The sequence below is a fragment of the Demequina globuliformis genome, from assembly GCF_000975155.1.
Taxonomy (GTDB): domain Bacteria; phylum Actinomycetota; class Actinomycetes; order Actinomycetales; family Demequinaceae; genus Demequina; species Demequina globuliformis.
In genome coordinates, this window is the sequence record NZ_BBRG01000003.1 from 192,722 (window position 1) to 206,686 (window position 13,965).

The window sequence follows — 13,965 nt, forward strand, 5'->3', positions numbered from 1 at the left end:
GAGTGCGCCCACTTGATCCGCGCCTGGCGGGACGCATCGGTCCTGCCAGGCGCTACATCATTGTCACGGCGGTCCTGGGGCTGGCGACCGCCATCACCATTGGATTCCAGGCACTGGTGCTCAGTCGAGCACTCGCTCCCGTATTGGCACCTACGCCGCTGACCGACGACGGCCTAGGGCCCGTGGGGTTCCTTGTGCCGATCGAGGCGCGCACCCTCTCCGTCGCGCTGACGTGGCTCGTGGTCATTGTGTTGATTCGCGTGGCGCTGACGTGGACACAGGAGCGTTTGGCGCACCGCGCCGGCGCGCAGGTCATCTCGGAGTTGCGCGAACAGGTGGTCGCACACGCGGCTGCGCTGGGGCCCAGGTGGATTGCCTCCGGCGAGGGCACCGCCGTTGCGACGACCGTCACGCGTGGGCTCGAGTCGCTCATGCCCTACTTTGTGCGCTACCTCCCGCAGTTGCTCCTGAGCGCCACCGTCACGCCGATCATGCTCGTCGTCGTCCTTGGCCTGGACTGGATCTCCGCGCTCATCGTGATCGGCACGCTGCCGCTGGTTCCTATCTTCATGGTGCTCATTGGTCTCGTGACCCGTGAACGCTCCGCGAAGCATCTTGAGGCGATGCAAAAGCTTGCCGAACGCACTCTCGACCTCATCGCCGGGCTCCCGACACTACGAGCGTTGGGACGCGAACGCGGCCCAGCCGCCCGGGTCCGCGAACTAGGCGAAGCGCAGCGGTCAGCGACCATGGGCTCGCTACGCATCGCGTTCATGTCTGGCATGGCGCTCGAACTGCTCACCACGTTGGCCGTGGCGCTGGTCGCAGTCACCCTTGGCTTCCGCCTGGTCGATGGCGACGTGTCTATCGAGACCGCTTTGGCCGTCCTCATCCTCGCGCCCGAGGTCTACCTCCCGCTGCGCATGGTCGGCACACATTTCCATGCCAGTGCCGATGGCCTCGCGGCCGCGGACGCGGCCTTCGAGGTGCTCGAGCGCCCCGTCGTAGCGCCAGGGGGCAACGCGCCCGCCCCGTCGCTGCATGGCGCGACCGTCGTCGTGGAGGATCTCAGTGTGGCGACGCCTGATGGTCGCCGGCTCGCACCAGCGCGCCTCAACGTCGTTGCCCGTCCCGGCACCGTGACGGCGCTCGTGGGACCCAACGGCGACGGCAAGTCCACGGCGTTGGCGGCGATCATGGGCCTCTTGGAGCCGGACTCTGGCTTTGTCGCAGCGCTGACGTCTGCGGGGCGTACCGACGCCTCGGCAGTCGAGTCAGAAGGCTGGTCCACGCAGTTCGCCTGGGCACCCCAGCGTCCTGACCTGGGACCGGAGGGGCGCACGTTGAGCTTGGGGCAGCGTCAGCGCGTCGCGCTCGACCGCGCCCTGGGCGCGGGGCGGCCCGTCGTGGTGCTTGATGAGCCCACGAGTCACCTCGACCGGAGTTCACGCGACGAGGTCATCGCGCGCATCGTCGACGCGGCATCTGCCGGCGCAACCGTGGTGGTCGCTACCCACGAGGAGGCGCTCATTCACGCCGCCGACTCCGTGGTCGAGGTGACGGCCATGGAGGTGGCGCGATGACCGCTCTGCGCACCCTCTTGCGAGAAAGCGACTTGTCGCGTCCACGCGTGGCATTGGCGATCCTGACGGGCTCCGCCGCCTTGGGCTCTGCCGTGGGGCTCGCGGCCGTCGCGGCGTGGCTGATCGCGCGCGCGGCGGGCATGCCCTCCCCCGCTGACCTCGCGCTCGCCGCAGTGGTGGTGCGGTTCTTCGGCATTGGCCGCGGCCTGTTCCGCTACCTCGAGCGACTGGTGTCTCACGATGCCGCGTTGCGGGGCGTCGTGGCGCTGCGCGCGCGCGTGTACGAGCGCCTCGCCGCTGCACGGGCTGACAAAGTGTTGGGACTGCGCCGGGGAGACACGCTGTCGCGCATCGGCGCCGACGTTGATTCCGTGGGTGACGCTGTGGTGCGCGGGATCATCCCCCTGGGCGTCGCGGTCGTGGTGTCCGGAATCGCCGTCGGCATCAATGGCTGGATGGATCCACGGGCCGGAGCGGTGCTCGCGGTTGCCCTCGTGGTTGCGGGGGTTGGCGCCGCGGCGCTCACGTGGCGATCCGCTCGCCTCGCAGCGGAGGCATCCGTCACGGCCGATGCCCGGGTCACCGAGGCGGTCATGTCCAGTGTGGACGCGGCGGCCGAGCACAAGGTGTGGGGTACCGCGGCAGCGGCGCGAGCGTCGCTGCGGGAGGCCGATGCTGAGGCCGAGCGCGCTCAGGACCGGTCCGCCCGCCCGGCCGCGTTCGCAGCGGCCCTGCAGGCCCTCAGTGCGGGTGCAGCACTCGTGGGATGCCTGTGGATTGCAGTGACGGGCGCGGCGGATGGCCTCTACGGCCCCACGACCGCAGCAATCATCGTCCTGCTTCCCCTGGCGTCCTTCGAGGCCGTGGGCGGTGTTCCCGCTGCCGTCACTCAGCTCTTCCGCTCGCGCAAGGCCGCCGAACGGATCCTCGACATTGCGCCCAACACTCCTGAAGCCGAGGACGGTGCGCCCTCTGCCGGGACCACGCCGGACGCTCAGGAGCCCGTCGCAACCGACACGGTGCCTGCGGTCGAGCTCGTCGCTGTGAGCGCCGCGTGGCCCGGGATGACCCCCACGACGCCACTAAGCGCCACTGTGCACCGCGGTGGTGCGCTCGCCATCGTGGGCCGCTCGGGCGTCGGCAAGACGACTCTGCTGACGACGATCGCGGGAGCTCTCGCACCCGCGGCCGGCTCCGTGCGCATTGAGGGCAAGCCCGCGACCAGGGAACTGCTCGGCACCACGGTGGGCATGACTGCGGAGGATGCCCACGTCTTCGGCACCTCGATCCTCGAGAACCTTCGGGTGGCGCGCGGCGATGTCTCCGACCACGAGGCCGTCGAGGCACTCACGCTCGTGGGGTTGATGCCCTGGGTCAACGGCCTCGCCGACGGAGTGCACACCGTGATCGGGGCCGGCGGTGATTCGATCTCGGGCGGCGAACGCCGCCGCCTCTTGCTCGCACGCGCTTTCCTGACACCGCAGCCCGTTGTCCTGATCGACGAACCCGCCGAGCATCTCGACACGGCTGGACGCGCCGCACTCACCGCGGTGCTCCAGCGTCTTCGCCAGCAAGACCGTACGGTGGTGATCGTGACCCACCACCTGGACCTGACCGCGCACGTCGACACCGTGGTGAGCCTCGATGTCTGACCACCGGCCCCGCGAACTCACGCTCGCCGACGCGATCACGGCCCTCAACCGCAATCTCGACCTGAAGTCCGTGCTCGATCTCTTGGTCGACTCGGCAAGGACGCTCACCCACGCAAAATACGCGGCCCTGCACGTCATGGACCCCCAGGGCGAGTCCGTCGCGTTCCACGTCAAGGGCATGGACGAGGACACCCAGGGCATGATCGGCCACCCGCCTGGCCGCGTGGGTGTGCTGGGCCGCATCCCTGATCACGGCACGCTTGCGGTCGAGAACGTGCGCACGCATCCCGCGCACCAAGGGATGCCGGACAATCACCCCGAGCTCGGCACGTTCCTAGGCACGGCCCTCACCGTCGGCGACACGGTCTTTGGCTACCTCTACCTGGCTGACAAGCCCACGGCGTTCGACGAAGACGACAAACACATGATCGTCGCTCTCGCCGCGGGAGCCTCGGTCGCGATCGACCATGCCAACTTGCACCGGCAGGCAGCCGACCGTGAGCGGTGGCTTGAGGCCTCGCAGCGCATCACAACAGAGATGCTGACGATCGAGGACGAGGAAGAAGCGCTGCAGGCCATCGTTGACGCCGCCCGCGACCTGGCCAAGGCGGCCACAGCCGCGTTGGTGCTTCCCGGCGTCGAGGATCGCTGGGTGATCGAAATGGCCGACGGCGAAGGCGCCGACATGCTACTTGGCCTCGAGTTGCCTCAGTACGGACGGGCGATGGACGTCATCCGCTCGGGCACGGGGATCGTGGCGCCAGCCCCGCCGGGCAACCACGTGTTGAAAGAAGTCACGGACTACGGGCCGTCGCTCTATGCGCCACTCATCGCCGAGGGCAAAGCCATAGGCCTCCTCCTGCTGTGGCGTGACAACGGGGACGAGCCCTTTGGCGAGGACGATCTCAGCACGACGCAACGGTTCGCACACCAGGCGGCACTCGCGCTGTCGTTGTCGGAGCTCAGTCATGCCCGCAATCACTCGGCGCTCCTCGAGGAACGCGAGCGCCTAGCGGACGACCTCCACGACTTTGTCTCCCAGGAGCTCTTCGCGACTGCCATGCAGATCGAGTCGATCACGGAGGACGTTGATCCGTCTCTTCAGAAGCGCTTAGCGGGCACGCTCGATCACGTGAAGCGTGCGCAGCACGAGGTGCGCGGAGTGATGCGCGCGCTCGCCGGTCAACGCAGCTCCGAGCCCATCGCAGACCGTGCCCAACGGGAGATCACCCTCGCCCAAGCATCCCTCGGCTTTGCACCGCAGGTGCGTGAGGCACAGTGGCCCACGCTGCAGGCAGCGGTCAATGCCGACGCTACTTTGGGAGACGACGTGGTGGCCGTCCTGCGCGAACTGTTGTCGAATGTGGCGCGTCACGCCCATGCCAGCGAGTTGCACCTGTGGGTCCTGACCCAAGACGGCCGCCTTGAAATTCGGGTGCAGGACAACGGGATCGGCCCCGCGGGGGCGCTCAAGCGCTACTCGGGAACGTCCAACCTCGCCAACCGCGCGCTGCGCCGTCATGGCAGTTTCTCGCTCCACGCGGTCCACAAGGACGCCGATCAACCAGGATCGTTGGCGTCATGGAACGTCGAGATTCCAAACTGACGCGCTGCGACGGCTAGCCGCGGAACGACTGCGCGCGCCGCTGGGTAGCCCACGCCACAATCTGTGTGCGCCGCTTCAGCCCCATCTTGGCCAAGACGCTCGTCACGTGGTTCTTCACCGTCTTTTCCGCAATGCCGAGCTGGTCAGCGATCTCACGGTTCGACTTCCCCTCGCCCACGGCGGTCAGCACCTTGCGCTCCGTAGGAGTCAAGCTCGCGACTGACTCATCCTCGCTGACGTTGATGTGCTGGCCGTGCTCGCGGCCGGTCGCACTGTCGCGCACCGCCTTGACGACCTCCGCAGAACCCGCAGTCTTGGCCACGAAGGCGTCCGCACCGGCCTGGCGGGCAGCCGCACGAGCCTCATCGTCGTCATAACTCGTCAGCACGACAATGTGCGTCTGGGGAAGCGTCTCGCGTACGTGCGCGATGACATCAAGCCCCGTGCCGTCCGGCAAGCGCAAGTCGGACAAAATGACGTCCGGCCGGACCGCGTCGGCGCGACGAATCGCCTGCGCGACAGATGCCGCCTCCGCGACGACCTCGACGCCTTCGGCGCGGTCAAGAATGTCGCAAATGCCACGCCGCACCACTTCGTGGTCATCAAGAACCAGTACACGCACGTCAGCCATACCCTGCATCGTAGGCGTATCCCTGCGTCCAGACCTACCTGGCGCGCCCACGTGCACCTGCACGCGCGACGTATCGCCGCTGGCACGTGGCGCACCAATGGGTCGCGCGGCCGCCCACGGTGGCCCGGCGCAGGGGCCTGCCACAGCGCCGGCACCCCTCCCCTGCCCGGCCATACGCCTCGAGGCCTCGCGCGAAGTAGCCAGACTCGCCGTTGACGTTGACGTAGAGCGCGTCAAAGCTGGTCCCGCCCTCGGCAAGCGCTCGCCGCATCACTGCCTGCGCGGACTGAAGGAGGGCGGCCGCCTGTGGCGCGCTGACGGCGTGTGCTGGGCGTTCTGGATGCACGCGTGCGTGCCACAGGGCCTCATCTGCATAGATGTTGCCGATCCCTGACACGACGGTTTGGTCGAGCAGCACCTGCTTGATGCCACGGTTGCCGCGCCTGAACGCGCGCAATGCTGCAGCTACGTCCAGCGACGGATCCAGGGCGTCGCGACCGATGTGGGCCACCGACGCCGGCAGCGCCGCCTGGGCACTGCCATGGCCGCCAGGCAAGCCATCGATCGTCGCACCCATTTCCTCGACGTGGAGGTAGCCAAAGGTGCGTTGGTCGAGAAAGTCCAGCACCAGCGACTCGGCGCCACGTTCCAACGACAGCCGCGCCCGGCAGTGGGAGTGCGGTGGTGGCGCCTCCGCCTGCGTGTAGACGCGGAACTGCCCCGACATGCCCAGGTGCGCGGAAAGCGCCTCGACTGCCGTGGTCTCCCCCGCCAGGGCATCGGCCCCATGCACAACGGGGACCCACAGGAATTTTCCCCTGCGCACTGGTGCGACCATCCGCGTGCCGAGCAATCGAGCGCGGAACTCCTCAGCGCCGCCTGGCAGCAGCCGCACGCACGAGTCGCGGCGGATGTCGATCTCCCGGATGAAGGCATCCGTCACAAATGGCGCCAGACCCGCACGGACGGTCTCGACCTCGGGAAGTTCAGGCAAGCCGACGCCCTACGCCTGGTGCGCGGGTGCCTCGTCGGGGACTGACGTTGACCCGTTCGATCCCGTCAGTGCCTCATACGCCTGCGCGGCGGCGGCCTGCTCGGCGTGCTTCTTGGCTGTGCCAACACCGGTCCCAAAGGCTTCGCCGTCAATGCGGACCGTCGCGGTGAACGTGCGGGCGTGGTCAGGGCCCTCGCCCTCGCACGTGTACACGGGGGCGCTCTTGCCACGTTCGGCAGCGGCCTCTTGGAGGGAGGTCTTCCAGTCGAGTGCCACGCCCGACGTGGCCGCGGCGGCGAGGTGACCGCCGACCAGGTTCAGCACAACGTCGCGGGTGGTGTCGATGCCGTGCGTGAGGTAGACGGCGCCAATGATGGCTTCCACCGCGTCGCACAGGATCGAGTCCTTGTCGGAGCCTCCGGTGGATCGCTCGCCCTTGCCCAGAAGGATGCAGGGCCCAATCTCAATCGCGCGGCCGACCTCGGACAACGCCTTCTGAGAGACGGTGGCGGCGCGCATCTTCGCGAGCTCACCTTCAGGGAGGTCGGGGTGGTCACGATAGAGGCGATCGGTCACGATCACCCCGAGCACCGAGTCCCCGAGGAACTCCAGGCGCTCATTAGTGGGGAGCCCGCCCGCCTCATAGGCGAACGAGCGATGAGTAAGCGCGAGGACGAGCAATTCGGGGTCGATAAAGACACCTAGGCGTGCCACCAGGGCATCGGCCGCAGCCTGCCCTGGAATGGTCACGATACTCGTCCTCGCGCTGAAAACTCTTTACAGCTCGTTCACGGTGCGCAGCGCCTCGGCGTACTGGCGACCGTTGTAGGCGCCGCACGAGGGGCATGCGGTGTGAGCGAGCTTGTCGGCCTTGCACGACGGGCACGACGTCAGGTTCGCAGCGGTGGTCTTCCACTGGGAGCGACGTGCACGCGTGTTGCTGCGCGACATCTTGCGCTTGGGAACTGCCACGGCTAACTCTCTTTCTGTTCAGTCAAACTCTGGAGTGTCGACCACCTCGGGTCGATCACCTCGTGGGCGTGGTCCGGTTCGTCAGCGAGCCGCGCGCCACATTGGTCACACAGCCCGGGACAATCCGGACGGCACAGCGGGGTGAACGGCAGTTGAGTCACTACCGCATCCCGCACCACATCCTCGAGATTGAGGCTTTCACCGTCAAACTCGAAAACGTCCTCAGGCTCGTCTTCGTCCTCGCCCAGGTCAATCTTAGCCGCTGTGAACAGCCCCTGGATCGCGGCATCGACGTCTTGTCGAACCTCATCCAAGCACCGTCCGCATTCGCCAACTGCCTGCGCGCGGGCGCGTCCCGAAACCCATATTCCGTCAGACACGGATTCGAGGCTCGCGGTGAGCTCGATTTCCGTGCCCTGAGGAACGCTGATGACGTCTGTTCCTAAGGCCTCGGGGGCAGGAAACGACTCGCTCACCTCGCGGTGCGACCCTGGGCTCCCGGCCATGTCCCGGACGTGGAACACATAGGGAGAATGGGTGGGATGGTGCGACATTCAGCGCCCCTCCCATCGTTTCCAGTCCTCGTGGACTTCAGGCCCGTACATCTCCAGCAGGACCGGCGCACTAGTTTACGCGAAAAGTGGCGTCAACCTCAACTTGGCGACTTGAGCGCCGCCACGATCGCGTCGGCCGCGCCTGGTGGCACATACGTGCTGACGTCTCCGCCGTGCCGCGCGACGTCCCTGACCAGGGATGATGCGATGTGGCTGAGCGCGTTGTCGCCCACGATGAACACCGTCTCGATGCCGGTCAGCGAGCGGTTCATGAGAGCCATGGGCCGCTCGGCGTCGAAGTCCGCCCCGCCACGCAAACCCTTCACGATGGCATTGGCACCTCGATCACGACAGAAGTCCACGAGCAGGCCGTCCGTCTGCTCCACACTCACGCCGTCGAGGTGGCGTGTCGCAGATACGGCGAGGGCAACACGCGCGTCCGCATCGAGCAAGGGCGTCTTCGTGGAGTTGTGGGCGACGGCAATCACGACCTCATCGAAGAGCCGGGCGGCGCGCGCGGCAATGTCGACATGCCCGATCGTGATGGGATCAAAGGTGCCGGGGAAGACAGCGACGCTCATGTGCCTGACGCTACCTCACTGGATTCCGGGTCGCCCGCATGGGCGTAGAACAACCGAGTCTCGCCGTAATCCTTGCTGGCCGCGAGCGCGATTCCCCGGGGCCACTGGGGAGCCTGCGCGCGAGTAGAGCCCTCCAGCACCACTGCAGCGCCCGGCGCCAGGACGGGAACGAGCGCCGCGAGAATAGCGTCGACCTCGGCCGACGGGAGGTCATACGGGGGGTCGATGAGCACCAGATCGAACTGCCCCGTCGCGCGCGCCAGGAAGCTGGCGGCCTTCTCCTTCACCACCCGGACGGTACTCGCGAGGCCAAGGTCGCGGACGTTCGCCTGCAGGACCCGCGCAGCTGCAGGCGCGCTATCCACGAGAGTCGCGCGCCGCGCTCCCCTGCTCAGCGCCTCCAGTCCCAGCGCGCCCGAGCCCGCGAAGAGATCGAGGACCTCCGCATCGCGCAGCTCATCGGCGTGATCCAGGCGCGAAAAGAGCGCCTCACGTACGCGGTCGGTCGTAGGGCGGGTGCCCCGTTGCGGCACCGCGAGGCGGCGACCGCCGTACTGGCCAGCGATGATTCGAGTCACGCTGCTACCTTACGCACCGCGACCGGACTATTGAGATTCCGTGGGGGTCGACTCGGGCGTCGGGTCTGTGCTGGGCGTGACGGTCGGCTCTGCGGAGGGCACCGGCGTTGCCGAGGCCGCCGGAGCGGGCGAGGTCTCGCCTGAGTTTGCCGGGTCATCTGCGTCCCCGGCGTCGGAGCTGGCCGTCGTGCCTGCGGAGCGAGGGATGCCGTTCAGACACCACGTCACGGTTCCGGACGCGGTGCCGTGCAGCGAAAAGTGGACGGCGCTCGTGAGTGCATACGTACTGTGGTCGACGCTCACGGTTCCGGGGTCCATGTGGTACCCATAGTCACCCTCGGGGCCCGGCGTCATCGAGGTGAAGTTGTACGACAGTCCCGCGTCGTCCAGCATCTCCCAAGCCTCGGTCAGGTCCATCGTGGCCTGCCAGCCGTAGTAGAACGGGTACTCATCCTCGTCGACAAGGCCGATGACGTCCATCGAGGTGCACACCTTGTTCCCGTCGCGGACAGGTGCATGCTGGACGGTGGTGTACCAGTCCGCGTCCCCCACTGGCGGGTCGCCACCGTCATAGACACACAGGCGGATCTTGGCGACCTGGGCGCTGCTCAAGGGCGTGTTGTTGCTTGAGGCGTTGAAGGGCGCGCCGTCGTCGTGAATGCCTGTCAGGTGCAGGACCGTGCCATCGATGGCCGCGTTCGCACCGTTCTCAACCTTTCCCAGACTCGGATCCACTCCGTTCCAGGGTGACGAGGTCATGTCGACATCGACGGCCCAGTCAACGGGTGTCGTGGACTCAGTCGTGACGGTGAGGTTCGCGCACGCTTGGACAGGGCTCGCGATCGCCCATTGAATGTCAGAGATCACGGTGTCGTCGTTTCCCGGCGAGATCCCGCCGTCTCCGTCCCCGCCGGCGCCCCAATCGCCAGCGAAGGCTGCCGTGGTCGTGGCGACCTCGTCTGTCCAGGCCGCTTGGGTGAAGCCAGGAAGCAAGGCGAGTGCCACGACAAGAACCGACATCGCAGCTGCGACACCGAGCATGGAGAACCGCGACCGCGTGTGGCTCATGCGTCCACCCTCCTTCGTCTCTCCCTGACCAGTGCTGTCAATCCGCACGCGACGGCCGCTACCGCAAGCACCGCGGCGGCCCACGGCGTCTGGTCGCCCGTCCACGGCGGCACACCGCCGGACGCAGAACCCGCCTGCGCTCCGACTACGCGTGGAGGTGCGCCGCCAGCATCCGCCGCTTCCGAGTCGAGGCAGGCCTCGAGCGCGCCAGCGTCGGCCTCGGAGACGAGACTGACCACGCCGGTCGCCTGGCCGGAGCCAGCAGGGCTATCCCCTGCCAACACGCCGGTGACGCAGACAGTATGGGTTCCCGCAGGGACCACCGCGCCCGTGCGCACGGGCGCTCCATCCGCGCAGCCGTCACCGCCGCACAGGGCGACCGACCAGTCGATGTGGCGGGCGATGCCGTCCAGGTGCACCCACTCCGCGCGCACCACAGTCGAGTCAGTCGGCACGTCGACATTCACGGTGCTCGTCACGGGTTCTCCTGGGACCACGGCGCCGAGGTCGACATCGACGGTCACGTGCTGGCCGCCGGGCACGGGAAGAGCCGCGAGAACAGCAGCGCCCACCGCGCACACAAGTGCAGCGATGAGCAGGCCCGACGTTCCGCGCGCCGTGGGCGTCACGTTGACACCTTTTCCTCCACGGCGTCCGCGGCGGCTGGCTTGGCGCGATCGTCCCGAACCATCGACATCCCGAGCAGTGCAGCCAACGCGATGAGCGCCGGGATGACCACGCTGGGGCGGGACAAGCTCGCCAGGACGGCGCCCGCGCCGGGAATGTTGAGAGCTGGCGTCCATGCGCTTTCGGTGACGACGTATACCTCGGGGTCGGCAACAGGGTTCGCGTCCCCTCGCATGGCGATGTCCCACCCGGCGTCGGTGGCCTCGACGGACTCCACGCGGTGCGTGACGAGTCCCCCGGTGATATCGCTGGGGAGAGTCAGGACATCACCGGGGGCAATCTCGTCGCCGGCGACGGGCACGGAAACAAGCAATGCGCCTGTTTCAATGGTGGGCTCCATGGAGCCGGAGGTGACGATCAGTGGCTTCAGCACGCCTAGCGCCGTTGCTGCCCATACAAGGCAGGTGAGCACGCCAACAGCAGCACCTGCCCAAAGGGCGATGCTTCCGATGGTCCTCAGCGCGCGTGCCACTGTCGTCGTCGCCTTAGGAGGCCGTCGCGGTACCCACGACGGACACGCTCAAGGAGCCGGTGGCGCCCATGTAGCCGGTGCCCCAGTCCTCGGGGGTGGCGACGGTGATGTCAAACGTCGTCTCCGCTCCGGGGGCCAACGTCGCGGATGCGAAGTCGCCGACGGTGACGGTGGCGGGGGTGTCCAGCGGCGCGGCGTCTGCGACGAAGAGGTCACCGGTGAGGGCTGGCACGGCCTCGGCAAGCGCGATGTCCGTGTCGCCCGCGTTCTGCAGGTGCACGGTAACCGTGCGCGAGTCGTCAGGCACCAGCCCAGCGAACTCGGACGCGGGGATCTCGATGGACTCGTCGGCGCCAGGCATGCCGTCGATCGAGTCGACGCCCACGTCCTGCCAGTCGACACCGTCGAGCGACCCCTGGAGGTCGAACTGGGCAGCCTCAGCCTGAGACGTAAACCAGACGTCGTCCGTCCACGCGGCGGTGGTGACGGCGGCTCCGATGCCGAGGATGGCGATGCCGGCAAGGCCGATCTTGACCTTGTCCTGGCGGGAACGGCCCTGTGCTTGTGCGGTCATGTCTTGCAACTCCTTGGTTCATGCGACGGAAGGGGGTTGGCCTCCGTTTTTCGAGTGTGACCACCCGCTCACGGCGATTCAAACCGCGTTCACGTGCGCCGAACGGGAGCGTGAGAATCGTCACGTCCGGGAACTGGGCATACCGGCGCTTACTCACGACTTAGGTCCTAGCCCCAGCACCATGTTTCGAAAAAACCGGCCGATGACCAGCGCGAACGGCAACGATGGCTAGGGTGGTCGCGACCGGCGAATGCGAGAGGTTTCCAACGTGACTGACACATCAACCGCGCCTTGGTGGAGGCAAGCCCGCATCGCTGTTCCAGCGGGGGTGGGCCTCGCGGCCGTACTCATCGCTGGCGGCTGGGCACTCACGCGAGCCGGCGACGAGACGGCGCCGCCCGCTGCATCGCCGAGCCCCACCCCGTCCGTGAGCGTCAGCGCCACGGGCGACCCAGCCGCGGCATCGGCCCAGTGCGCCGCTACCGTCAACGTCACCTCTGAGTGGGAGGGCGGTTACCAGGCGGACATCACCGTCACCGCCGGTGACGTCGCACTCACCGACTGGACTGTCGAGCTCGACCTCGGTTCGTCCACTGTCGCAAGCGCCTGGAACTCCACGCTGGCCACCGGCGCGACGGGCACCACCCAGGCCGGGAACCTCGACTACAACGCTGCCGTGCCGGCGGGCTCGAGCACCGCGTTTGGGTTCACCGCGGACGGCGCGGCGGAGGTGGTCAGCACGGGCTGCGTGACCTCGACCAGCGGCGACGGCCACCACGACCACCGCAACGCGGCGAGCGACGAGGTGCCCGCTCCAGTCAACGCCGCAAGCGACGACGACTGGCTCAGCGTGGACGGCAACCGGCTCGTCAACGCGCAAGGAGATGAGGTGTGGTTGACCGGGGCGAACTGGTTTGGCTTCAACACGTCCGAGCGCGTCCTTCACGGCCTGTGGTCCGTCAACCTCGAGTCAACACTCGCGGCTGTCGCCGACCGCGGGCTCAATGTGTTGCGCATCCCGATCTCCACGCAGCTCCTCCTGGAATGGCGCGCCGGCCAAGCAGGCACGACCAGCAACGTGAACGCGGCCGCCAACCCCGACCTGGAAGGCCTGACGACGCTGGAGATCTTCGACGTGTTCCTTGAACAGTCCAAGGCTCACGGGATCAAAGTGATCCTGGACGTGCACTCCGCGAAAGCCGACAATGCCGGGCATACCGCCCCCGTCTGGCATACCGACGCCGTCTCCGAGGAAGACTTTTTTGTCGCGTGGGAGTGGGTGGCACAGCGATACGCACACGACGACACCATCATTGGGTTTGACCTCAAAAATGAACCGCACGGCAAGCCGCCCGAGCAGCCGCGCGCGAGTTGGGGTGACGGCGAGGCCAACGACTGGCAGGCGGTGGCCTCCGAGGCCGCGCAGCGCATCCACGCCATCCACCCCGACGTCCTGCTCTTGGTCGAGGGGATCGAGGCGACGCCCAAAATCGGCACGGCGGTGACGTCGACCAACCCTGACGACTGGGACATCACGTGGTGGGGAGGCAATCTCTCCATGGCTGGCGATATCCCCGTCGAGGGCCCGGCAGACAAAATCATGTACTCCCCGCACGACTACGGGCCGCTCGTGTATGAGCAGCCCTGGTTCCAAGGCGATTTCACCGCGGCGACCCTTGAGGACGATGTCTGGGGTCCCTTCTGGCTCTACCTCCATGACGACGGCGTGTCTCCGTTGCTCATTGGCGAATGGGGCGGGCGCCTGGGACAAGACGAGCGTCAGGACCGGTGGTTGACGTCGCTGCGCGACCTCATCCAGGACCGGCGCCTGCACCACACGTTCTGGTCCTTGAACCCCAACTCGGGGGACACAGGTGGGCTGCTGCTCGACGACTGGACCACGTGGGACGAGGACAAGATGGCGTTGCTGGACCCAGTGCTGTGGAAGAACGAGGCGGGACAGCCCCAGGGCCTCGATCACGAGATTCCGCTGGGCTAGAGCCCGCGGGTATC

General features: G+C 67.3%; 15 protein-coding genes. 4 read left to right on the forward strand and 11 right to left on the reverse strand.

The window, feature by feature from the left end; translation table 11 throughout:
• Positions 1-2: 2 nt before the first annotated feature.
• Genes AOP75_RS10945 through AOP75_RS10955 form a run of 3 tightly spaced genes read left to right on the forward strand, consistent with a single transcriptional unit; the run spans position 3 to position 4,841 of the window.
• On the forward strand, positions 3-1,583 hold the full coding sequence (locus tag AOP75_RS10945) for an ABC transporter ATP-binding protein/permease (RefSeq protein ID WP_062079115.1): 1,581 nt from the start codon (positions 3-5) through the stop codon (positions 1,581-1,583).
• The gene (cydC, locus tag AOP75_RS10950; RefSeq protein WP_062079116.1) at positions 1,580-3,235 is read left to right on the forward strand and encodes a thiol reductant ABC exporter subunit CydC; all 1,656 of its coding nucleotides are present in this window, start codon (positions 1,580-1,582) and stop codon (positions 3,233-3,235) included. Before AOP75_RS10945 ends, cydC begins: the two co-directional genes overlap by 4 nt.
• Positions 3,228-4,841 (forward strand): sensor histidine kinase, encoded by a 1,614-nt coding sequence (locus AOP75_RS10955; protein ID WP_062079117.1) that lies wholly within the window; start codon positions 3,228-3,230, stop codon positions 4,839-4,841. Before cydC ends, AOP75_RS10955 begins: the two co-directional genes overlap by 8 nt.
• A gap of 13 nt (positions 4,842-4,854) precedes the next feature.
• Here the strand turns inward: AOP75_RS10955 and AOP75_RS10960 are convergent, their stop codons facing one another.
• The 11 genes from AOP75_RS10960 to AOP75_RS11010 form a co-directional block, all read right to left on the reverse strand.
• Positions 4,855-5,472 (reverse strand): response regulator transcription factor, encoded by a 618-nt coding sequence (locus tag AOP75_RS10960; RefSeq protein ID WP_236683153.1) that lies wholly within the window; start codon positions 5,470-5,472, stop codon positions 4,855-4,857.
• Positions 5,473-5,506: 34 nt separating this feature from the next.
• Positions 5,507-6,466 carry a bifunctional DNA-formamidopyrimidine glycosylase/DNA-(apurinic or apyrimidinic site) lyase gene (mutM, locus tag AOP75_RS10965; protein ID WP_062079119.1) on the reverse strand — a complete coding sequence of 320 codons (960 nt, stop codon included), beginning with the start codon at positions 6,464-6,466 and terminating at the stop codon, positions 5,507-5,509.
• A 9-nt stretch (positions 6,467-6,475) separates the two neighbouring features.
• Positions 6,476-7,216: a ribonuclease III gene (gene rnc / locus AOP75_RS10970; protein ID WP_236683154.1), complete on the reverse strand. Its 741-nt coding sequence runs from the start codon at positions 7,214-7,216 to the stop codon at positions 6,476-6,478.
• A gap of 27 nt (positions 7,217-7,243) precedes the next feature.
• The gene (rpmF, locus tag AOP75_RS10975) at positions 7,244-7,438 is read right to left on the reverse strand and encodes a 50S ribosomal protein L32 (protein WP_062079121.1); all 195 of its coding nucleotides are present in this window, start codon (positions 7,436-7,438) and stop codon (positions 7,244-7,246) included.
• Positions 7,439-7,440: 2 nt separating this feature from the next.
• Positions 7,441-7,992, reverse strand: a complete 552-nt coding sequence (locus tag AOP75_RS10980; RefSeq protein ID WP_062079122.1) for a YceD family protein — start codon at positions 7,990-7,992, stop codon at positions 7,441-7,443.
• Between the two features lie 98 nt (positions 7,993-8,090).
• The gene (gene coaD, locus AOP75_RS10985; RefSeq protein WP_062079123.1) at positions 8,091-8,573 is read right to left on the reverse strand and encodes a pantetheine-phosphate adenylyltransferase; all 483 of its coding nucleotides are present in this window, start codon (positions 8,571-8,573) and stop codon (positions 8,091-8,093) included.
• Entirely contained in the window at positions 8,570-9,151 is a 582-nt protein-coding gene (gene rsmD, locus AOP75_RS10990) for a 16S rRNA (guanine(966)-N(2))-methyltransferase RsmD (RefSeq protein ID WP_062079124.1), read from the reverse strand. Before rsmD ends, coaD begins: the two co-directional genes overlap by 4 nt.
• Positions 9,152-9,178: 27 nt before the next feature.
• Entirely contained in the window at positions 9,179-10,219 is a 1,041-nt protein-coding gene (locus AOP75_RS10995) for a hypothetical protein (protein ID WP_062079125.1), read from the reverse strand.
• Entirely contained in the window at positions 10,216-10,848 is a 633-nt protein-coding gene (locus AOP75_RS11000) for a hypothetical protein (protein ID WP_062079126.1), read from the reverse strand. Before AOP75_RS11000 ends, AOP75_RS10995 begins: the two co-directional genes overlap by 4 nt.
• The gene (locus tag AOP75_RS11005; protein ID WP_062079127.1) at positions 10,845-11,378 is read right to left on the reverse strand and encodes a signal peptidase I; all 534 of its coding nucleotides are present in this window, start codon (positions 11,376-11,378) and stop codon (positions 10,845-10,847) included. The genes AOP75_RS11000 and AOP75_RS11005 overlap by 4 nt, the downstream gene beginning before the upstream one ends.
• 13 nt (positions 11,379-11,391) lie before the next feature.
• Positions 11,392-11,952, reverse strand: a complete 561-nt coding sequence (locus tag AOP75_RS11010) for a hypothetical protein (RefSeq protein WP_062079128.1) — start codon at positions 11,950-11,952, stop codon at positions 11,392-11,394.
• Between the two features lie 268 nt (positions 11,953-12,220).
• Between AOP75_RS11010 and AOP75_RS11015 the strand changes: the two genes are divergently transcribed.
• Positions 12,221-13,951: a cellulase family glycosylhydrolase gene (locus AOP75_RS11015; RefSeq protein ID WP_161794571.1), complete on the forward strand. Its 1,731-nt coding sequence runs from the start codon at positions 12,221-12,223 to the stop codon at positions 13,949-13,951.
• Positions 13,952-13,965: the final 14 nt, after the last annotated feature.

Bases quoted from the DNA above. Each gene is read 5' to 3' on its own strand.
- AOP75_RS11010 (WP_062079128.1), bottom strand. From the start codon at position 11,952: ATGACCGCACAAGCACAGGGCCGTTCCCGCCAGGACAAGGTCAAGATC.
- AOP75_RS10995 (WP_062079125.1), bottom strand. From the start codon at position 10,219: ATGAGCCACACGCGGTCGCGGTTCTCCATGCTCGGTGTCGCAGCTGCG.
- cydC (WP_062079116.1), top strand. From the start codon at position 1,580: ATGACCGCTCTGCGCACCCTCTTGCGAGAAAGCGACTTGTCGCGTCCA.
- AOP75_RS10980 (WP_062079122.1), bottom strand. From the start codon at position 7,992: ATGTCGCACCATCCCACCCATTCTCCCTATGTGTTCCACGTCCGGGAC.
- AOP75_RS10960 (WP_236683153.1), bottom strand. From the start codon at position 5,472: ATGGCTGACGTGCGTGTACTGGTTCTTGATGACCACGAAGTGGTGCGG.
- coaD (WP_062079123.1), bottom strand. From the start codon at position 8,573: ATGAGCGTCGCTGTCTTCCCCGGCACCTTTGATCCCATCACGATCGGG.
- AOP75_RS10955 (WP_062079117.1), top strand. From the start codon at position 3,228: ATGTCTGACCACCGGCCCCGCGAACTCACGCTCGCCGACGCGATCACG.